The organism is Quatrionicoccus australiensis, assembly GCF_020510425.1.
Classification (GTDB): domain Bacteria; phylum Pseudomonadota; class Gammaproteobacteria; order Burkholderiales; family Rhodocyclaceae; genus Azonexus; species Azonexus australiensis_A.
Window position 1 is genome coordinate 2,531,190 of record NZ_JAHBAH010000001.1, and the last position, 20,315, is coordinate 2,551,504.

The 20,315-nt window shown below is 60.8% G+C and carries 10 protein-coding genes; 4 read left to right on the plus strand and 6 right to left on the minus strand.

Going from position 1 to position 20,315, the window contains the following annotated elements; translation table 11 throughout:
- Positions 1-22 precede the first annotated feature (22 nt).
- Positions 23-8,962: a retention module-containing protein gene (locus KIG99_RS12225; RefSeq protein WP_226460399.1), complete on the minus strand. Its 8,940-nt coding sequence runs from the start codon at positions 8,960-8,962 to the stop codon at positions 23-25.
- Positions 8,963-9,628: 666 nt separating this feature from the next.
- Between KIG99_RS12225 and KIG99_RS12230 the strand changes: the two genes are divergently transcribed.
- Complete coding sequence (locus KIG99_RS12230; RefSeq protein ID WP_226460400.1) at positions 9,629-11,323, plus strand: two-component system response regulator; 1,695 nt, start codon at positions 9,629-9,631, stop codon at positions 11,321-11,323.
- On the opposite strand, the gene KIG99_RS12235 is transcribed toward KIG99_RS12230, so the two are convergent.
- From KIG99_RS12235 to KIG99_RS12250, 4 genes are all read right to left on the minus strand, one after another.
- Entirely contained in the window at positions 11,316-12,779 is a 1,464-nt protein-coding gene (locus KIG99_RS12235) for a TolC family protein (protein ID WP_226460401.1), read from the minus strand. The genes KIG99_RS12230 and KIG99_RS12235 overlap by 8 nt on opposite strands.
- Positions 12,776-14,941 (minus strand): peptidase domain-containing ABC transporter, encoded by a 2,166-nt coding sequence (locus KIG99_RS12240; RefSeq protein WP_226460402.1) that lies wholly within the window; start codon positions 14,939-14,941, stop codon positions 12,776-12,778. Before KIG99_RS12240 ends, KIG99_RS12235 begins: the two co-directional genes overlap by 4 nt.
- A gap of 24 nt (positions 14,942-14,965) precedes the next feature.
- Positions 14,966-16,183 (minus strand): HlyD family secretion protein, encoded by a 1,218-nt coding sequence (locus KIG99_RS12245; RefSeq protein WP_226460403.1) that lies wholly within the window; start codon positions 16,181-16,183, stop codon positions 14,966-14,968.
- A gap of 137 nt (positions 16,184-16,320) precedes the next feature.
- Positions 16,321-16,539, minus strand: a complete 219-nt coding sequence (locus KIG99_RS12250; RefSeq protein WP_226460404.1) for a hypothetical protein — start codon at positions 16,537-16,539, stop codon at positions 16,321-16,323.
- Positions 16,540-16,693: 154 nt separating this feature from the next.
- On the opposite strand from KIG99_RS12250, the gene KIG99_RS12255 reads away from it, so the two are divergent.
- Complete coding sequence (locus KIG99_RS12255; RefSeq protein WP_226460405.1) at positions 16,694-16,909, plus strand: hypothetical protein; 216 nt, start codon at positions 16,694-16,696, stop codon at positions 16,907-16,909.
- Here KIG99_RS12255 and KIG99_RS12260 read toward each other — a convergent pair.
- A complete protein-coding gene (locus KIG99_RS12260; RefSeq protein ID WP_226460406.1) occupies positions 16,902-17,093 on the minus strand; it encodes a hypothetical protein in 192 nt (63 codons plus the stop codon). The two genes, KIG99_RS12255 and KIG99_RS12260, sit on opposite strands and share 8 nt — an antisense overlap.
- A gap of 764 nt (positions 17,094-17,857) precedes the next feature.
- Between KIG99_RS12260 and KIG99_RS12265 the strand changes: the two genes are divergently transcribed.
- The gene (locus KIG99_RS12265; protein ID WP_226460407.1) at positions 17,858-19,906 is read left to right on the plus strand and encodes a sensor histidine kinase; all 2,049 of its coding nucleotides are present in this window, start codon (positions 17,858-17,860) and stop codon (positions 19,904-19,906) included.
- A complete protein-coding gene (locus tag KIG99_RS12270) occupies positions 19,903-20,268 on the plus strand; it encodes a response regulator (protein WP_226460408.1) in 366 nt (121 codons plus the stop codon). The genes KIG99_RS12265 and KIG99_RS12270 overlap by 4 nt, the downstream gene beginning before the upstream one ends.
- Positions 20,269-20,315 lie beyond the last annotated feature (47 nt).

Genomic DNA, 20,315 nt, shown 5'->3' on the forward strand with positions numbered 1-20,315 from the left:
CCTGAGTAATGGGGGGGCGTGTTCAGTCGGTCAGCAATTTGCCGTTTTGCAACAGACTCTGGATGATTAGGGCATCCGAGTTGAGGGCGCCGTTATGCGACAGATCGACGCCGTAGAGGACGATTTCCTGGGTCACGGCGCCACTGGCACCAGTCGGTTTGATGTCGATGATCGTATTGCCCCCGGATGTCGAGAAGTGAAGGTAGTTGTCCAGGTTGCCGATGTCGCTGCCCATGTGGAATTCGTTTTGCAGCAGGTCGCGCAGGTCAAGCAGATCACCGCCGGCGCGGGTTTCGAAGTCGGCGATGATGTCGACCGCCGGGGCTTGGGCATTGCCTTGGTCGGCGAACTCCCAGCGGAAGATATCGCTGCCGGCATCACCGATCAGGATGTCGTTGCCGGCGCTGCCAATCAGAATGTCCGTGCCGTTGCCGCCGCTGAGCTGGTCGTTGCCGGCTCCGGCCCGGATCAGATCGTTGTCGTCGCCAGCGGCCAGAATGTCATTGCCGGCATAACCGTAGAGACGGTCGCTGCCGGCGGTGCCGGTCAGGGTGTCGTTGCCGGTACTGCCTTCCTGAATGCCGGTATGGCTGGCCGGGTTATTGAGCAGGTTGAGATCAAGCAGGGTGAAGTCATTGCTGGTGTGGCTCAGACCCTGGCTGTCGGTTGCCGTGATGCTGTAGCTGTTGCCGACAGAGAGGTCGACCAGTGAGGACTGGTCGAGATAAACCGTGCCCAGCAACTCGTTGACCGCCAGGTTGCTGATTGTTCCGCCAGGGGTGGCGGAGGTGATGGTCAGTACGGACTCGGCACCCAGGAAACTGTACGTATCGACGACGCTGATGCTGAGGCCGAGTTCGTGCGCCAGTGCTTGCGATGCCGCAATACGGTCGGTGCCCAGGGTCAGGAAGGAGCTGTATTTGATTTCCACCTTGCTCAGGTTTTCGTTCGCATCGAATGCCGTAAACGCTTGCTGCGTGCTGATGTCGATCAGGTTCAGCGTTGCCAGGCCGATGATGCCGAGCAGGTTGTTGCTGGTGTCGATATTCGTATCCGGTGCGACGTTGACCGGGTCGGCCGTGCCCATGAAGCGCAGGGTGCTGCTCGCCGTGTCGCCATCGTTATCAACCAGGGTGTAGTCGACGGCGGTGTAATGTCCCTTGGTCAATGGCGTGGTGGCGGTGTAATGGTAGGTACCATCGTCCATGTTGATGACGATGGTTTCGCCAGCGGCGGTATGGATGGTCAGTACGTGGGTCGTGCTATCCGCATCAGCATAGCCATAGGTATGTCCATTCACCGTCACCTTCTCGACATGGCCGCCGTCGGCGCCGAAGCTGCCGAGTGAGCCTTGTGCCTGGTCGCTGCCACCGGGAGTCGTGATCGGCGTGTCATTGCCGACGATGAGTTGATGGTTGTCGAGCATGCTCCGCAAGTCGCTGTCGCTATTGCCGCTCAGATGAGAGCCATAGCCGGTCAGGATGATGCGCTGGTCTTCCTTGTTGGCATCGTAGCCAGCGGCAAAGCCACCCGTGCTGCTGATGTGGATGATGGCATCTCCGGTCGCGGTCTTTTCGATGTAGACGTAGTCCTGCAATTTGTGGGGCAGGGACGAGTCAATGCCATTGCCTGTCAGCAGGCCGGTGATGCGCAGGATGTCCCGCCCGTTGCTGAAGTCATCAATCGTATCGATGGCGGGTTTTCCGGCGACACCCCGGTCGTTCAGATTCCACGAATACACATCGTTGCCATCGCCACCATGCAGCGCATCGTTGCCCGCGCCGCCGATCAACAGGTCGTTGCCGGTGCCGCCATCAAGACGGTCATCGCCCGAGCCGCCGTGTAGCGCGTCGTTGCCGCCCATGCCGGCCAAAATGTCCTTGCCTTCGTTACCCAGCAGGATGTTGCTCTTGTCATCGCCGGTGATCGTGTCATCGCTGGCGGTGCCAGCCATCACATTTGCAGGCTCATTCCCGTTGAGCAGGCTGAGGTCAACCAATGTGCCGATGGTGGCCGTGTTGCTCGCACCGTAGGCATCGCTAGCAGTAATGGTGGCGCCATCGAGGACATTCAGATTGAGCAGGGCATCCTCGACGCGCAGCGTCGACAGCAATTCCTTGATGCTCAGATTGTCGATGACCGGGTGAGCCGGATCGAGGGACGTGATGGTCAGCGTGAAATGGCTGCCCAGGCCGAGCAGGCCGGAGTCGCTGATCAACTCGACCTTGAGGCCCAATGCACTGGCCAGTTCCTGCGACCAGGTCAGGACTTCGTCGCCGCCCAGGTTGATGCTGAGCAGCGAGCCGGATTCGATTACCAGCTTGGTGATGTTGTTGTTGGCATCACTCGCCTGGTATTGGTCGCCGCTCAAGTCGATCAGATTCAGCGCATCAATGCCGACCAGACCAAGCAGGCTGTTGCTGAAGGCATGGACGTCCGGCGCGACATTGTGACTCGCTGGCGTGTTCTCACCGGAGAGCGTGAAGTAGATTCCGTTGTCGCTGAGCGGGGTTATTTCATGGACCGAACTGATTTTCGGCATGTCGTCTTCGACGTGGATGCTAAGCGTGGCTTGGCTGACGTTGCCGGCCTTGTCTGTGGCCTGGACGTCAATATTCAAATCCCTGACATCCTCACCTGGCGCCGGGTGATCAATCGGTTTGGAAAGTGTCGTGGTGATCTTGCCCTGATCATCCAGCGTTACGACGATCACTTCCTGTTGCCCTGTCGGCGTATCAATGTAGCCAATCAGCTTGTGACCACCGGTTTCCAGTATCCAGTCAATCTGTTTGCCACCGGATGTGAAAGATGGATTCTGCGGCGGCGTGAGCAGGCTGAGGTGGGCGCTTTTGTCGTCAAGTGTCAGCGTAGTGCTGGCGCTTCGGGCGTTCGTGCTGTCGGGTGAGCCAACTGTGTCCTGGTTGCCGCCAGGCAGGCCCTCCTCGGACACCGAAATGCCGAGTGGGTCGATGTTGATGGTCGGGGGCGTGTTGTCGAGCGTGTAGGTCAGACTAGTGTCTACGCTGGCGATATTGCCGGCCTTGTCGGTCGAGGTGACCTTGGCCTCGATGGTCAGGTCGGGGTCGGCAGCGAGTTCCTTGCCCGGGACGTCGACGCTGAAGCCGAGCGTCGTCGCGTTGCGCTGGATGACCGTGGTCAGATAGTCATGACCGTTGATGCTGACAACGACCGGGTCGCCGAGCTTGGCATCGCCGCCGACGGTGCCGGTGACGGCAATCGCGGCGGCGGTCGATTCGGCGAGGTTGATGATGCCGTCGCCGGCGAAATTGGCGTCGAGCGCGATCCAGGGCTGCGGCGGCGCCAGGTCCAGGGTGTAGGTCAGGCTGGTTTGGTCGGAGGCACTGTTGCCGGCCTTGTCGCTGGTTGTGACGCGGGCCTCGATGGTCTGGTCGGGATCGGCACTGAGCTGACTGCCCGGGACATCAACGCTGAAGCCGAGCGTCGTCGCGTTGCGCTGGATGACGGTGGTTGCGTAATCGTGGCCGTTGATGCTGACGACGACCGGGTCGCCGAGCTTGACGTCGCCGCCGACGGTGCCGGTGACGGCAATCGCGGCCGCGGTGGATTCGGCGAGATTGATGATGCCATCGCCGGCAAAATTGGCGTCGAGCGCGATGGTCGCACTTGGCGGCAGGATGTCGAGGGCGTAGGTCAGGCTGGTATCGACGGTGGCGCTGTTGCCGGCGTGATCGGTGGCGGTGACCTGGGCGACGATGGTCAGATCCGGATCGGCCACTAGTTCCTGGCCCGGCACATTGACACTGAAGCCGAGCGTCGTCGCGTTGCGCTGGATGACGGTGGTTGCGTAATCGTGGCCATTGATCGTGACGACAACGGCGTCGCCGAGCTTGGCATCGCCGCCGACGGTGCCGGTCACGGCAATCGCTGCGGCGGTGGATTCGGCGAGGTTGATGATGCCGTCGCCGGCGAAGTTGGCGTCGAGCGCGATGGTCGGTACGGGCGGTGTGGTGTCGACGGTGTAGGTCAAGCTGGTGTCTACGGTGGCGCTGTTGCCGGCCTGGTCGGTGGCGGTGACTTTTGCCTCGATGGTATGGTCGGTGTCGACCGCCAGTTCATGGCCGGGGACGTCAACGCTGAAGCCGAGTGTCGTCGCGTTGCGCTGGATGACGGTGGTTGCGTAATCGTGGCCATTGATCGTGACGACGACCGCATCGCCGAGCTTGGCATCGCCGCCGACGGTGCCGGTCACGGCAATCGCTGCGGCGGTGGATTCGGCGAGATTGATGATGCCGTCGCTGGCGAAGTTGGCATCGAGCGCGATGGTCGGGCTGGGCGGCGTGGTATCGACGGCGTAGGTCAGGCTGGTGTCGACGGTGGCGCTGTTGCCGGCCTGGTCGGTGGCGGTGACCTTCGCCTCGATGGTGTGGTCAGCATCGGCCTTGAGTTCAGCCCCCGGCACATCGACGCTGAAGCCGAGGGTGGTCGCGTTGCGCTGGATGACGCTGGTCGTGTAGTCCTTGCCGTTGATGCTGACGACGACCGCATCGCCGAGCTTGGCATCGCCGCCGACGGTACCGGTGACGGCAATCGCGGCCGCGGTCGATTCGGCGAGATTGATGATGCCGTCGCCGGCGAAATTGGCGTCGAGCGCGATGGTCGGTACGGGCGGCGTGGTATCGACGGCGTAGGTCAGGCTGGTGTCGACGGTGGCGCTGTTGCCGGCCTGGTCGGTCGAAGTGACGCGGGCTTCGATGGTGTGGTCGGCGTCGGCCTTGAGTTCTGCACCCGGCACATCGACGTTGAAGCCGAGTGTCGTCGCATTGCGCTGGATAACAGTGGTTGCGTAATCGTGACCATTGATCGTGACGACAACAGCGTCGCCGAGCTTGGCATCGCCGCCGACGGTACCGGTGACGGCAATCGCGGTCGCGGTGGATTCGGCGAGGTTGATGATGCCGTCGCCGGCGAAGTTGGCATCGAGTGCGATGGTCGGGCTGGGCGGTGTGGTGTCGACGGCGTAGGTCAGGCTGGTGGTGTTGCTGACCTGGTTGCCGGCGCCGTCGCTGGTCGTGACGCGCGCCTCGATGGTGTGGTCGGCATCGGCCTTGAGTTCGGCGCCCGCGACATTGACGCTGAAGCCGAGCGTCGTCGCATTGCGCTGGATGACGGTGGTCGTGTAGTTGTGGCCGTTGACGCTGACGACGACGCTGTCGCCGAGCTTGACGTCGCCGCCGACGGTGCCGGTGACGGCAATCGCGGCTGCGGTGGATTCGGCGAGATTGATGATGCCGTCGCCGGCGAAGTTGGCGTCGAGAGCGATGGTCGCCTTCGGCAGGTCGGTCGCCAGACGGTAATCCTGGGTGTCGAAGGCGGTGGCGCTATTGCCGGCGGCGTCGGTGGTGCTCACCTTGGCGTCGACGGTGCGGTCGCCGTCGGCGGCGAGATCGGCGCCCGGGACATCGATCGAGAACTTGCCGCCGGCGAGAACGGAGCCGGTGAAGTTCTTGCCGTTGACGGTCACGGTGACCGTGTCGCCGACATTGAAGGCGCCGCTCACCGTGCCGGTCACCGGGATCGCGGTGGCGCTGGACTCGGCGAGATTGACGATGCCGTCGCCGGCAACGTTGGCGTCGAGGCTGATGGAAATGGCCGGCGGATTGGTGTTGACCGTGTAGTTCTGGGTGTCGAGCGCGGTCGCGGTGTTGCCGGCGGCGTCGGTCGTCGTCACCTTGGCGTCGACGATGCGGTCGCCGTCGGCGGCGAGGTCGGCGCCGGGCACGTTGATCGAGAACCTGCCGCCGGCGAGAACGGAGCCGGTGAAGTTCTTGCCGTTCACGGTCACGGTGACCGTGTCGCCAACATTGAAGGCGCCGCTGACGGTGCCGGTCACGGGAATCGCGGCCGCCGTCGATTCGGCCTTGTTGACGATGCCGTCGCCGGCGACGTTGGCGTCGAGGCTGATGGAAATGGCCGGCGGATTGGTGTTGACCGTGTAGTTTTGCGTGTCGAGCGCTGTGGCGGTGTTGCCGGCGGCGTCGGTGGTGCTGACCTTGGCATCGACGATGCGGTCGGGGTCGGCGGCGAGGTCGGCGCCCGGGACATTGACCGAGAACTTGCCGCCAGCGAGAACGGAGCCGGTGAAGTTCTTGCCGTTCACGGTCACGGTGACCGTGTCGCCGACATTGAACGCGCCGCTCACCGTGCCAGTCACGGGAATCGCCGCGGCAGTCGATTCGGCCTTGTTGACGATGCCGTCGCCGGCAACATTGGCATCGAGGCTGATGGAAATGGCCGGCGGATTGGTGTTGACCGTGTAGTTCTGGGTGTCGAGCGCGGTCGCGGTGTTGCCGGCGGCGTCGGTGGTGCTGACCTTGGCATCGACGATGCGGTCGGGATCGGCGGCGAGGTCTGCGCCCGGGACATTGACCGAGAACTTGCCGCCGGCTTGCACGGTGGTCGTGAATTGCTTGTTGTTAACGGTGATGATGACCGTGTCGCCGACATTGAAGGCGCCGCTGACGGTGCCGGTCACGGGAATCGCGGCCGCCGTCGATTCGGTCTTGTTGACGATGCCGTCACCGGCAACATTGGCGTCGAGGCTGATGGAAATGGCCGGCGGATTGGTGTTGACCGTGTAGTTCTGGGTGTCGAGCGCGGTCGCGGTGTTGCCGGCGGCGTCGGTGGTGCTGACCTTGGCATCGACAATGCGGTCGGGGTCGGCAGCGAGGTCGGCGCCGGGGACGTTGATCGAGAACTTGCCGCCAGCGAGAACGGAGCCGGTGAAGTTCTTGCCGTTCACGGTCACGGTGACCGTGTCGCCAACATTGAAGGCGCCGCTCACCGTGCCGGTGACGGGAATCGCAGCCGCCGTCGATTCGGCCTTGTTGACGATGCCGTCGCCGGCAACATTGGCGTCGAGGCTGATGGAAATGGCCGGCGGATTGGTGTTGACCGTGTAGTTTTGCGTGTCGAGCGCTGTGGCGGTGTTGCCGGCGGCGTCGGTGGTGCTGACCTTGGCATCGACAATGCGGTCGGGGTCGGCGGCGAGGTCGGCGCCCGGGACATCGATCGAGAACTTGCCGCCAGCGAGAACGGAGCCGGTGAAGTTCTTGCCGTTCACGGTCACGGTGACCGTGTCGCCGACATTGAAGGCGCCGCTGACGGTGCCGGTCACGGGAATCGCCGCCGCCGTCGATTCGGCCTTGTTGACGATGCCGTCGCCGGCGACGTTGGCGTCGAGGCTGATGGAAATGGCCGGCGGATTGGTGTTGACCGTGTAGTTCTGGGTGTCGAGCGCGGTGGCGGTGTTGCCGGCGGCGTCGGTCGTCGTCACCTTGGCGTCGACGATACGGTCGGAGTCGGTGGCGAGGTCGGTACCGGGAACATCGACCGAGAACTTGCCGCCGGCTTGCACGGTGGTCGTGAATTGCTTGTTGTTGACGGTGACGATGACCGTGTCGCCGACATTGAACTGGCCGCTGACGGTGCCGGTCACGGGGATCGCGGCTGCCGTCGACTCGGCCTTGTTGACGATGCCGTCGCCGGCGACGTTGGCGTCGAGGCTGATCGCAATCGCCGGCGGCGTCGTGTTGACCGTGTAGTTCTCGACAGCCTGCGCAGTGCCTATATTGCCGGCCGCGTCGCTGGTGGTGACCACGACTTCGATGATGTGGTCGCTGTCGGCGGTGAGGTCGGCGCCGGAAACGTTGACCGAGAACTTGCCGCCGGCCTGCACGGTGGTCGTGAATTCCTTGCCGTTGATCAGGACGCTGACCGGGTCGCCGACCTGGTAGGCGCCGCTGACGGTGCCGGTCACCGGGATCGCAGCCGCTGCCGATTCGGTCTTGTTGACGATGCCATCGCCGGCAATCAGGTCGATGTCCACGCTGATTTGCGGTGGTGCGACGTCGATCGAGAGATCGACCTTGGCATGCGTGACGTTGCCGGCGCTGTCGGTCTCGGTGACGTCGGCCTGGCCGCTGGTGTTGTTCGGGATGTTCTGGCTCGGCGTGACGCTCCAGGTGCCGTCGGCCTTGACCGTGGTGCTCAGGGTTTCGCCGGTGCCGGGCATGACGACGACGATGCTCGAAGCGGGCTCGCCGGTGCCGGAGATGGTCGGCGTCTGGTCGTTGGTGATGCCGTCGCCCTTGGTGCCGCTGTCGGAGGCGGGGTCGAGCTGCGCGGTCAGGGTCGGGGCGATGCTGTCCACCGAGCCGCTGTCGCTGCCGCTGCCGGTATTGCCGGCGGCATCGACGCCGCTGGCGACGACCGTATAGTTGCCCTGGCCGAGCGGGGCGGGCACATCGACGGCGAAGCTGCCGTCGCCCTTGACCGTGGTGCTCACCGTCTGCACCAGGCCGGCGCTGTCGGTGATGGTCAGCGTGATGACGCTGCCCGGCACCAGTTCGGTCCGGCCGCTGATGGTCGGCGTGGTGTCCTTGGTGTTGTCGGGGGCATCGACGGTCAGCGCGAAGGTCGTGGTCAGGATGGGGGCGCCGCTGCCGGCCAGGTTGCCGCTCCGGTTGCCCGTGCCGTCGAATTGATAGCCGTTCGCCCCGCTCACGGATTCGGCGATGCGCAATAGTTCGATGAAGGTGTGGCCTTCGTTGCCGGTACCGGCAACGCCGCCTGCGGCCGGGGCATCCTCGTCGAGCAGGGTGTCGAGACTGCCGCCGCTGCTCAGTGCCTTGGCGATTTTCTGGAAGCCCTTCTTGTTCACGCTGAGCGCGCTGTCCGTGGCATCCGGCTTGATCATCGCCGCTACTTCGCCGTCGAGCTTGGCCGGCAGTCCCGGTCGAACGACCAGGTCGCGGCCGTCGGCCAGCTTGAGCATGGCTTCCGAGCCGTCGGTCGCGCTGACCGTCTCGCCTTCGCGGATGACGTCGCCGGTCTTGAGGCGGCGGGTGTTCCCGGCGCTGTCGCGGGCGAAAGCCGCGCCACTGAGGGAGGTCACTCTTGCGATGATTTGAGCTTGGGCCATGTTCGTACTCCAGACACACTTATTGATGCGGGCTATGCCAGAAAGCTGGTTTGCGATGCTGCTTGGTGACAGGTATTGATATGCCGAGGTCGCCAAGAGGTGTTTCATATTGTACAAATAAAATGAAACACTGGGTTTCAATTTATTCAAATAGTATTCTTTTTTTTGTTGGGTTGGACTCGGGGTGCGGTGATTTTTTCGTGCGAAGTGTTGAGGTTTTTTGGTTAAGCAAGGAAGTGGGAGGCGATGGGGTTTCCTTGAGCCCCTTCCTTTTGTCCGCCCTTGCCGCTCTTGGTTGACATGTCATGTGCGCGGGAAGTGGCCGGGAAGTGCCTTTGGCGTTGGTGTTTGGCCAAGTCGGCGTGCCGTCCATTGTCTGGATTCAAGGCGGGATTTGAGTTGCCAACACCGTGGTGCGATGCCCGGTACGGACTTCTGTTTTGGTGGTGGCGAAATTACGAAAAATTGATATCCAATTTGATAGTGGCGTTACAATCAAGGATGTCGGCATTCTGGTGCGTTGCAATTCTTGTATGGCCGGGAGACGATGGATGTCGACTTGAGTGTTCGCGGGGCTGCCAGCCGTCGCTTTCGTGGGTACCCCGATGTTTGCCCTGCATGTGTTTGAGGGGGGGGCTTCCGACAACCTACTGGATGATTATCGGCATGGCTGAAGCGCTTGTGATTCATGGTGGCGTAACGGATCGCCCCAGTATCTTGGTGGTTGATGACACGCCCGCCATTCTTCAGTTGTTGCAGGTCTTGCTATGCGACGACTACGCTATCGTCACGGTTGATTCCGGTCTCCGGGCGGTTGAGGCTTTTGCCGGGAAAACCTTTGATCTCGTGCTCCTCGACCTGTTGATGCCGGAGATTGACGGCTTCGAGACGCTGAAGCGTCTCAAGCAATTGCCGAATTTCGCTTCGACACCGGTCATCTTCCTGACTGCTATGGATGACTTGGCCAGTGAGCGTTGTGCTCTTGAACTGGGCGCGGATGAGTACATCGTCAAGCCTTTCAAGCCAACGCTGGTACGGTTGCGCATCGATAACCTGCTGCAGCGTGTGCATTTGCAGCGTCAACTCGAAATGGCTCTGGCCAGTGCCGATAAAGGGCTTTGGGAATGGGATTTGCGCAGCGGCCGGGTGAGTATTGATGCCCGTTGGGGTGAGCATCTCAGGCTGGTGCCTAATCAGACGAGTGGCGATCCCGTTCGATGGAAGGATTATTGCCATCCCGGCTGCATGACCGTTATTGACGAGGCAAAAGCAGCTTACCTGGCGGGGCGATTGCCGGCTTTTGATGCAGATGTGCAATTGCTCAACGCGGATGGGCAGTGGGTCTGGGTCAATCTCTACGGCAAGGCTGTGATGACCTCGGCAGAGGGGGATTTTGCCCGGCTCACAGGAACTTACCGCAACATCGAGCGCCGCAAGCAGGTTGAGATTGCCCTCCAGAAAAGTGAAGAGCGTTTTCGTTTTGTTATGGATGCGACCGGAGAGGGAATCTGGGACTGGCAAGTTTCATCCGATTTGCTTGCTCACAATGCCTCGTTTTCCCGCATCCTGGGGATGGCGGAGGGCAACCTGGAGCATGCAGTCTCCTTTATCCAGTCGTTGATTCATCCTGATGATTTGGCATCGGTTATGGGCTGCATGGCTGCCTGCCTGGATGAAGGCATGGATTTTGTCAGTGAACACCGGATGCGTCATGTGGATGGACACTATGTCTGGGTGGCGGAGAGGGGACGGGTCGTCGAGCGAGGGGATGCCGGGCAGCCGTTGCGTGCCGTTGGCTCGTTACGTGATATCAGCGAGCGCAAGGCGATCGAGGCGGAGTACAAGCGCCTGGCCCTCTACGACGCGTTGACCGGCCTGCCCAATCGGCGCCTATTGGTCGACCGCTTGCGTCAGGCAATTATCCAGAATCGACGGAACAAGGAATGTGGTGTGCTGATGTTCATCGACATGGATCGATTCAAGCAAATCAACGACACCTTTGGTCATGAATCTGGCGATATGTTGTTGATTGAAGTAGGGCGCCGCCTGAGTTCCTGCATGCGGGAGACCGATACCGTCGCCAGACTGGGAGGGGACGAGTTCATCGTCATGCTGACCGAGTTGCCTGATGAGCGCAGGGTGGCCCGCTACGATGCCGAACGGGTGGGTAACAAGATTCTTGATGTGCTGAATCAGCCGTACCAGCTTGGGGGAAATGTTTGTGAAAGTACTCCTAGTATTGGTCTGACCTTGTTTGGCGGTGATGCGACGGAGCCTGTCGAGGCCATCATCAAGCGCGCCGATGGCGCAATGTATGAAGCCAAAATGGCTGGCCGTAACCGCCTGCGCTTTGTTACCTGATTGCCCAAAGCCCGAGTTTGCCGATATTGGCAGCCAGTTTCAGGCGTGCCGTGTGCCAGTTGGATATTGATTTGATGCGCTGCTGTTCGGCTCCTGCGACGGCGCTTTGTGCGCTGAGAAGTTCGAGGATGTTGCCAACGCCGGCTTTGAAGCGCCCCTGGGCGACCAGGAAGGACTGGCGGGCGCTGGAGACCAGGACATCGGCAGCCTTCATGTTTTCATTTTCGGTACGCAGCGACTGATAGCTTTTCCATACTTCCAAGGATATCTGCTGTTCAAGGCGGGAGAGTTCGGCGGCTTTGATCTCGGCCTGTCCCTGTGCCGTCTGCGTACGGTAATTTCGGCCAAATCCCTCGAATAAAGGGATATTCATCTGTATGCCGAGACTGTTGTTGCGGTTGCTGATATCGGTTGGGGCGTAGCCGACCGCTGGCGGTTGATTTTCCTGTTCGGTGCGACCTAATTCAGCGGTCAGTGTCACGGTTGGCCGCCCTTCGGCCCGAGTTGCGGCGATCTTGGCGCGAGCAGCTTTGACTTCGGCTTGGGCTGCTAGCAGCGTTGGGTGATGTTGTTTTGCCTCTTCGATCAGATCCTCCGCAGGTTTGACAAAGGCAGTGTCAGGGAGGCCTTCACGTCGGCGCGGCAGCACCAGATTGGTGGTGGCACTAAGGCCCATGGCTGTGGCTAATGTGCCTTGAGCATTTTTCAACTCGCCTTCGGCCGATACTCGCTCCAGGCTGGCTTTCGAGTAGGCGACCTGAGCCTGCAACTGGTCGGTGAGGGCGCCAATGCCGGCTTTGTACTTCGCCGCGGCTGCATTGAAGCTTTCGCGTGCCGCGTGTTCTGCCTCGCGGCTGGCTTCCAGCACGGCCTGCGTGGTCTGGGTGTCAAAGTAGGCCTGGGCGGCGTTGACGAATGCAATTTGCAGCGCGGCATCGTGGCTGGCATTGGCGGCATCCAGCAAGGCCATGGCCTGATCCAGGTTGGCGCTGCGCAGGCCGAAGTCGGTCAGCACCTGGCTCATTTTCAGGCTGCCGCTACGCAGGTTGGGTTTGCTGTCAGGAAGGTTGTTGAAGACGGAATACGGACTCTCCTCGCCGTAGCGGGTGACGTTTTTCTGCTTGCTGTAAGCCAGCACGCCGGCCACGGCCGGCAGATAGGCCGATTTGGCAACCCCGACCTGGGCCGTCTGCACCTTGGCGCCGGCCCAGGCGGCACGGGTCTGCGGGTTGTTGCACAGGGCGCGTTCAACCGCTTCGGGCAGTTCGAGCGGCTGGGCCGGCGGGCCGAAAACGCAGGGATCGCTGTCGTCGTCAGCATCGAGCATGTTCCCGGCAACCGAACCGGCGACCTTGCCGTGGGTCAGGAAGGGGTCGATGCCGCCCGCCCCGGCCTGGCCGAGCCAGACGGACAGCATGATCGCCAGACCAGCCCGGCGATAGCGGAAATCGCTCATGCCCAGCCGCCTGCGTGCGCCAGTTGCTTGAAGTCGATGCTGCCCGGGGTGATGTCGCGGGCGACCTTGCCGTTGTCGAGAACGATGACGCGGTCGGCCGAGGCGATGGTTTCCGGCCGGTGGGCGACGATGATGCGGGTGATGGCGAGGTTCTTGATCGCGTTATTGACCATGGTTTCGCGGGCGATGTCGAGGTGGCTGGTCGCTTCGTCGAGGAACAGGATGCGTGGTCGCTTGTACAAGGCACGGGCCAGCAGGATGCGCTGTTTCTGGCCGCCGGAGAGGGCGGTGCCCATGTCGCCGATGAGCGTGTTGTAACCCATCGGCGTTGCCATGATTTCCTCGTGAATGGCCGCCAGGCGGGCGCACTCCTCGATCCGGGCGAGGTCGGTCTGGTGGTCGAAGAAGCAGATATTGTCGGCAATCGAGCCGGCAAACAGCACGTCGTCCTGCATCACCGTGCCGACCATGCTGCGCAGCATCTCGATGCCGACCTGGTTGACGCTGATGCCGCCGATCAGCACGTCGCCCTCGTTGGGCTTGCGGATGCCGAGCATGGCGTTGATCAGTGTGGACTTGCCGCAACCCGAGGGGCCGATGATGGCGACCGACTCGCCGGCCGCGATCTTGATGTCGACGCCGTCGAGCACCCAGGGCTCCTGGTCGGCATAGCGGTAGCGCAGGCCGGCGACTTCGATGCTGGCTTCGAGCGGCTGATCCTGGCCGCTGGCGGAAAAGCTCTTGGCGCTGGTGTCCTCCGGTTCGGCCAGCACGATGTCGGCGAGGCGTTCGCCCTGCAATTGCAGCATCTTGACCTCGACCACCTTGTCGACGAGGGCGCTGACCCGGCCGTCGAACTGGTCTTTGTAGGCGCTGAAGGCCATGAAGACGCCAACCGTGAAATTGCCGTCGAGTACCAGCTTGGCGCCCAGCCAGATGATCAGCACACGTTCCAGGCCGAACAGCACGCCGTTGAGCAGGCGGTAGAGAATCTGCAGTTTCTGGCTGCGCAGGTCGGCATTGATCTGGTCGACGAGCAGGGTCAGCCAGGTCGAGCGGCGCTCGTCCTGGCGCTGGAACAGCTTGATACTACGCACACCGCGCACCGTCTCGAGAAAATGGCTCTGTTGCTTGGCGGCGTGCACGATCTGTTCTTCGGTGGCATTGCGCAGCGGTCGGTACCATAGCCAGCGGCCGATCGCGTAGAGCACCATGGCGCCGACCGCGATCCAGGCCAGCGGCGGGCTGTAGAGGAACATCATGAGCAGCGTGACGAGGGTCATGGCGCCGTCGAGGATGCCTTCGACGAAGGTCGTGGTCAGCGTCTTCTGGATATTGTCGATGGCGCTGAAGCGCGAGACGACGTCGCCGAGATGGCGTTTCTCGAAGTATTCGACAGGCAGGCGCACCAGGTGCGTGAATACATTGGCCCGCCACTGCACGTTGAGGGTCGTCGACATGTGCATGATGACCCACGAACGCAGCGTGCCGACGCCCTGCTGCATCAGCATGAGCAGGCCGAAGCCGACGGCCAGCGTGGTCAGCAGGTCGTGGTCGGCGGACACGATGACGTTGTCGATGACCCACTGCAGGAAGAAGGGGCTGACCAGGGCGAACACCTCAAGCGCCGCGGCGAGCAGCAGGATCTGGCCGAAGGAGCGGTAAAGGCCGGTGACATGGCCCATCAGTTCGCGCAGCTTGATGTGCTGCTTGTAGGTGGCCTTCTTGAAGCCGGTGTTGGGCCACAGTTCGAGGGCGACGCCGGTGAATTGCTTCGACACGTCGTCCAGCGAGAGCTTGCGCAGACCGTAGGCCGGGTCGTGGATGGTCACGATATTGCCCTTGACCTCCTTGAGTACGACGAAGTGGTTGAAGTTCCAGTGCAGGATGCACGGCATGCGCAACTGCGGCAGGTCTTCGAGCAGCAGCTTGACCGGGCGCGGCGCCAGGTTCAGGGCGCTGGCCATCTGGATCAGGTGGCCGAGCGTCGTGCCCTTGATCGAGACCAGGAACAGCCGGCGCATGGTCGCCAGGTCGGTGCGAAAACCGTGGTAGGCGGAAACCATGGCCAGGCAGGCCAGGCCGCATTCGGTGGCCTCGGTCTGCAGGATCAGCGGCAGCTTGCGGCGCAGGCCGAACGACAGGTGCTCAAGAAAAGACATGGGATAGATTTCGGGGAAAAGGTTTCAGAGCTTGCCGGTCAGGCTGAGCAGCGGTTCGAGCACCCATTCGTAGAGGTGCCGGGTGTCCTGCAGCACGTCTGCGTCGAGCAGCATGCCGGCCTGCAGGGCTTGCGGCTGGCCGTAGGCCGTGATGGTCTGGCTGTCGAGGCTGACATTGATGCGGTATAACGGCTCGCTGTTCTGGCCGTTCCCATTGCCACCGATATTGCCGAGGGCGGAAATTTCGTTGCTCGGCAGCGCCGTCTTGGCCACCGACAAGACCTTGCCGCGGGCGTGGCCGAATTTCTGGTAGGGATAGGCCTGGTAGCGCAGCAACACGGCATCGCCAGGCCGGATGAAGCCGACGGCACGGCTTGGCGCGTAGAGTTGGGCCTGCAGCACGGCACCGGTCGGTACGATGCTGACCAGCGGCCGACTGCCATCGACGGCCTGGCCGACTTCGGCGATCACGGCGGTGGCCGTGCCCTCGGTTGGCGCAGTGATGACCAGGCGGCGCTTGCCTTCGCTTTCGGTAAGCTCCTGGTCGACCGTCGAAATGCCGCGGTCGATCTGCGCCAACTGGTTCTGGTGCTTGAACTGCAGGCCGGAGACTTCCTTCTGGCGTGTCGCCATTTCACGGCCGACGGCGATCTGCTCGCGCTCCATGCTTTGCAGCCGGGAGCGCTGGTCGAGCAGTTCTTCCTGCTTCTGCTGCACCTGTTCGCGCGAAATGTAGTCCTGGCCGAGCAGGCTCTGGTAGCGGGCGACCGTGTCTTCGCTGAGCTTCACGCGGCTGCGCTGGCCGTCGATCAGGTTGTCGAGCTTCTGCATTTCGGCAGCCAGGCCTTCGATGCGCTTGAGCAGGGATTCGCGTTCATCCTGTTGCAGGCGTCGTGTCTTTTCCATTTCTTCCTGCAGCGACAGGCGGCGTGACTCAACCTGATGGCTGATATTGGCCTGGATCGAGCCCTGGGTACTGCTCTGCCGTTCACTGGAGAGGACATAGAGAATCTGCCCGGCGCTGACGCTCTGGCCCTCTCTGACGTGCTTTTCGAGGACGACGCCAAGTTGCGGCACGTAGACTTTGACCAGGCCGGAGTCCGGCAGCAATTGCCCGATCACTGTGCTGCGCTTGGTATAACTGCCCCAGGTGAAAAAGATCACGACGAGCAAGGCGCAGCCTGTGGCAATGCTCGTGAGAACTCGATAACTGAGCGGGCGGATCAGAATAATGTCGCCCAAGGTCTTGGTTTGCTGGGCGCTGATTGCAGCGTGCCGAAAAAGTGGTTGTTCTGCCATGCTTTGCCAACGATGGAATAGTCGGCGCTACGCCGGAAAGCGGCACGAACGTCTTGACGGGTCGTGCCGCAGGCTCTTGCTTAGAGTTTGATGCTGAGTTTGAGACTGCTTAACAGGTCGCCGGCCAGGCCGGTGACGCCGCTGACCAGGCTGCCAACCAAACCAACCACCGGGGTCAGGAGCGAGCCCAGGGCGAGGCCGAGGGTAAGGCCCAGGCTGATGCCGAGGACTTCAAGGGAGAGGCTGGTGCCGCCGGCGACAGCGGAAATTTCGGTTTTCTTCAGTGTCTGAATAGCCATGATGTACATAACTCCATAGTGGTAAAAAAATGCCGCCGGTCAGCGGCGGGTGATGCCTTTGGACGGGCATTGGGTCGCGGAGGGGGCTTCCTGGCAACAGGAGCTCGACTCACGTGAAAAGGACGACTGCGGAGTTGTTGTTGGAGCAACTTGGATGGGCATGTTGGCTGGCGCCGATAAGTTCCTGATGGCGGGGGGGCATGCAGGTGCAATCGTTTGTAATGAAGAAGGGGGCGATGCCGGTTTTTTTATTGGTAATGAATGTCTTGGTATGTGTTTTTCTGTTTGGTTTGTTTGCAGCAAGCTCGGAAGGACAGCGATGCGGAAAGGGTTTCAGGGGCCGCACCGCTGTCAGGCTGCTGTTACTTGAACAGACCGCCCAGCAGACCACCCAGCAGGCCGGTCACGGTCGTCAGGATGCCGCCAACCAGGTTCAGGACCGGGGTCAGCAAGCCCAGGACCGGGTTCAGGATGGAGCCGAGCAGACCGCCCAGATCCAGTGCGCCACCGGAAACAACGCTGACTTCAGACTTGCTAAGTTCTTGAATTGCCATGATTAAAACTCCATGATAGGTCATTCGATTGCCACCGGTTGGTGGCTTCTTATTGCCCGTTGCCGGGCAATTCCTTTGGCTCGGGGAGGCTGGCCTCCCCGAGCCGTATTTCTCACAAGATCAGGTAATGCCCTTGGTCTTTACTGAATTGTTGATCATATTAATCAAAAAAATCACAAATGCAACGTTTTGCTATGTATTTGTCGGTAATTTTTGTGGGTGGAAAAATGGAAGTTCCTCGTTGTTGTAAGAATTTTCCTTGTTATTCAGTTGGTTGTGTTTGTTTGTTTGGTTTTTGTGTTTCGAAACACTGTTTCAAATTAACTGTATTTTTGTTCTTGTTTCACTTTTGCGCGGTTTTGCTTGTGTTTTTTGTGTCTTCCCTGTAGCTTTCTGCCGCGCTTGGGCTGCTTTTGGTGTCGCCTGTGCTTGTGCCTGGGGACTTTGTATGACTGCATCCGGCGTGGCGGGCCGGTAGTGGTGCCGGCTTCCTGTTGTGTCGTGGGTTTTGATGCCGGGCTGCTGGTGTATTCCTGGGGCAAGGTGTCTCGTTTCGGTTGGTGTTGGACGGTATGCTTGGTGCGTTAGGCGGTGTCTGGGACGGTCGGGAGTGATCGACGGTCGGGCTGGACGGCGCCAGGTCGGGGCCTGTCCTTGCGTGCTGGTTTCGAGCGGATGCGTTGCTGATCGCCAGGCAAGATGTTTTTTCTTCTTTTCTTGACTTGGGTCAGGAGGGTTTTCCGGGGCTTGTTTATCTTTTGATCATGACGACTATTGCTGCCCTGTTGTTTTTCCTGTTGGTCTGCTTTCTGGCTGTTCGTCGCCTGTCGCGTATCGAGCTGGCGCTGCAGCGCTTTGGCGAGGGCAATCCGGATAGCCGGGCCGGTTTGCGGGGCTGGGGCCCGATTGCACGACTGGGGATGCGTTTTGACCAAATGGCAGAATCGATGGCTATCGAGCGCGGTCATTTGGCTGAGAGCGAGGAGCGTCTAAAGTTCGCCTTGCGTGGAAGCGATATTGGTATTTGGGACTGGTATCTGGAGGGCGGGCGCACCTACTACTCGCCACGTTGGAAAAGCCTGCTCGGTTACGCGGAAGACGAGTTGGTGGCGCACGCCGAAGAGTGGTTGAAGCGCGTTCATCCCGAAGATCTCGCGGTGGTCATGGATCGTCTCAAGGAGCACATGGCCGGGCAGAGCGAGTTTTTTGTCAGTGAACACCGTCTGCGCTGCAAGAATGGCAGCTATCTCTGGGTGCTCGAGCGCGGCGTAGCGATTCGTAACGCCGAGGGGGGGGCTGTCCGCATGGTTGGTGCCCTGTCCGATATTTCCCGGCGGAAGGCTGTTGAAGCCGCCTTGTTGCGCAGCAAGGAAGAATATCGCTCGGTAATCGAGGGGGTTACGCAGATCATTTTTCGTAGCGATGCCCGCGGTCGCCTGATCTTCCTGAATCCGGCATGGACCGAGTTGACCGGTTTCCCGGTTGGCGAGTCGCTCAACAGTGGCCTGGCTGATTTTATTCACGGCGATGATCGCCTGCGCATCATGACCCTGTTTCGCGATACCGCAGAAGGGCGCTTGCCGACCTTGGCATGTGAGCTGCGTCTGCTCTGTATTGATGGTCGGTCGCGCTGGTTTTCGTTGCATGCCCGTGCGGGGCTCGATGCTGAGGGTGTGTTGATCGTTGCCGGTGTGCTCAGCGATCTCGATGCGCAAAAGGCAACCGAAATGGCGCTTACTCGTAGTAATGGCGAGCGAAATGCCATTCTTTCATTAAGTCCGGATGGCTTTGTGCTGATCGACAAGGATGGGCGAGTGGCCTATGTCAATCCAGCCTTCCTGGCGATGACGCAGTTCGCGCCGGCCGAAGTGGTTGGCCTGAGTCTGCACTTGCTTGAGCGGCGGATGGCCCAGCTCTGCGACCCGGCTAAACCATTGCCGGCTTTTGCCGGCATGCGGGAGGGGCGGGCATATACGCTTAACCTGCAAAAACCGGCCAAACTGGTCATTCGCTCGCTGGTTCGCAATATTCCCAATGACATGGGGGGCTTGCATGGTCAGGTCATGTATTTCCGGGATATCACCCAGGAAAGCGAGGTTGACCGCATCAAGAGTGAGTTCCTGTCTACGGCTGCACACGAATTGCGGACCCCAATGGCCAGTATTTTCGGCTTCTCGGAATTGCTGCTGGCCCGGGAGTTCGATGCGGCGACGCAGCGTGACCTGATCCAAACGATTCATCGGCAGACCCAGAACTTGATCAACCTGGTCAATGAACTGCTCGACCTGGCGCGCATTGAGGCGCGCGGCGGCAAGGCCTTCAAGATGCAGGAGCAGGAGTTGAGTCCCTTGCTGCTCAATGCGCTGGCCGGCCAGTATGTGCCGCCGGAGACGCATCGCCTGGAACTCGATTTGCCGAAAAAACTGCCACGGGTCATTGTCGATGGCGAAAAGTTTCAGCAATGCCTGGCCAATGTGCTGAGCAATGCCATCAAGTATTCGCCGCGGGGTGGCGAGGTTCGGGTTTCTGTTAGCCGGCGTCAGGCAGGGCCTGGTGAGCAGGTCGGTCTGGCGATTCGCGACCAGGGGTTAGGGATGACGCCTGACCAGATCAGCCACATTTTTGACCGTTTCTATCGGGCTGATGCATCGGGGGCGATTCCCGGCTCTGGTCTGGGCATGTCCTTGGTCAAGGAAATCATGGACATATTCAATGGCGAAGTCAGTGTCAGCAGCCAGCTGGGCGAGGGTACCGAGGTTGTGCTCTGGTTGCCGGTGCCGCTGTCGGTGACAGCCGAGGCGGGAGTGTCATGAGTCGACGTTTGATTTTGATCGTCGATGATCAGAGTGAATTACGTAAGCTGATTCGGATGACCCTGGAGCCCCTCGATTGTGATCTGCATGAGGCGGTAAGTGGTCTCGATGCCCTGGCCAAAGTGCGTGCTCTGCACCCCGCGGTGGTTATTCTCGATGTCATGTTGCCGGGTGGGATTGATGGCTATCAGGTGTGCCAGGCGATCAAGTCTGATCCAAAAACGCAGCAGACACGGGTCATCATGGTTACCGCGCGTGGACAGAAGGCTGATATTGAAGAGGGGGGGCGGGTTATGGCTGATTGCTATCTGGTCAAACCATTCAGCCCGATGCAGTTGGTCAGGGAAGTTGATAAATATTGAATCGTTGAAAAATTGATAATGGCATGTTAGTGTCCGGTGCTGATTTT

Bases quoted from the DNA above. Each gene is read 5' to 3' on its own strand.
- KIG99_RS12250 (WP_226460404.1), bottom strand. From the start codon at position 16,539: ATGGCTATTCAGACACTGAAGAAAACCGAAATTTCCGCTGTCGCCGGC.
- KIG99_RS12230 (WP_226460400.1), top strand. From the start codon at position 9,629: ATGGCTGAAGCGCTTGTGATTCATGGTGGCGTAACGGATCGCCCCAGT.
- KIG99_RS12240 (WP_226460402.1), bottom strand. From the start codon at position 14,941: ATGTCTTTTCTTGAGCACCTGTCGTTCGGCCTGCGCCGCAAGCTGCCG.
- KIG99_RS12255 (WP_226460405.1), top strand. From the start codon at position 16,694: ATGGGCATGTTGGCTGGCGCCGATAAGTTCCTGATGGCGGGGGGGCAT.
- KIG99_RS12225 (WP_226460399.1), bottom strand. From the start codon at position 8,962: ATGGCCCAAGCTCAAATCATCGCAAGAGTGACCTCCCTCAGTGGCGCG.
- KIG99_RS12265 (WP_226460407.1), top strand. From the start codon at position 17,858: ATGACGACTATTGCTGCCCTGTTGTTTTTCCTGTTGGTCTGCTTTCTG.
- KIG99_RS12270 (WP_226460408.1), top strand. From the start codon at position 19,903: ATGAGTCGACGTTTGATTTTGATCGTCGATGATCAGAGTGAATTACGT.
- KIG99_RS12260 (WP_226460406.1), bottom strand. From the start codon at position 17,093: ATGGCAATTCAAGAACTTAGCAAGTCTGAAGTCAGCGTTGTTTCCGGT.
- KIG99_RS12235 (WP_226460401.1), bottom strand. From the start codon at position 12,779: ATGAGCGATTTCCGCTATCGCCGGGCTGGTCTGGCGATCATGCTGTCC.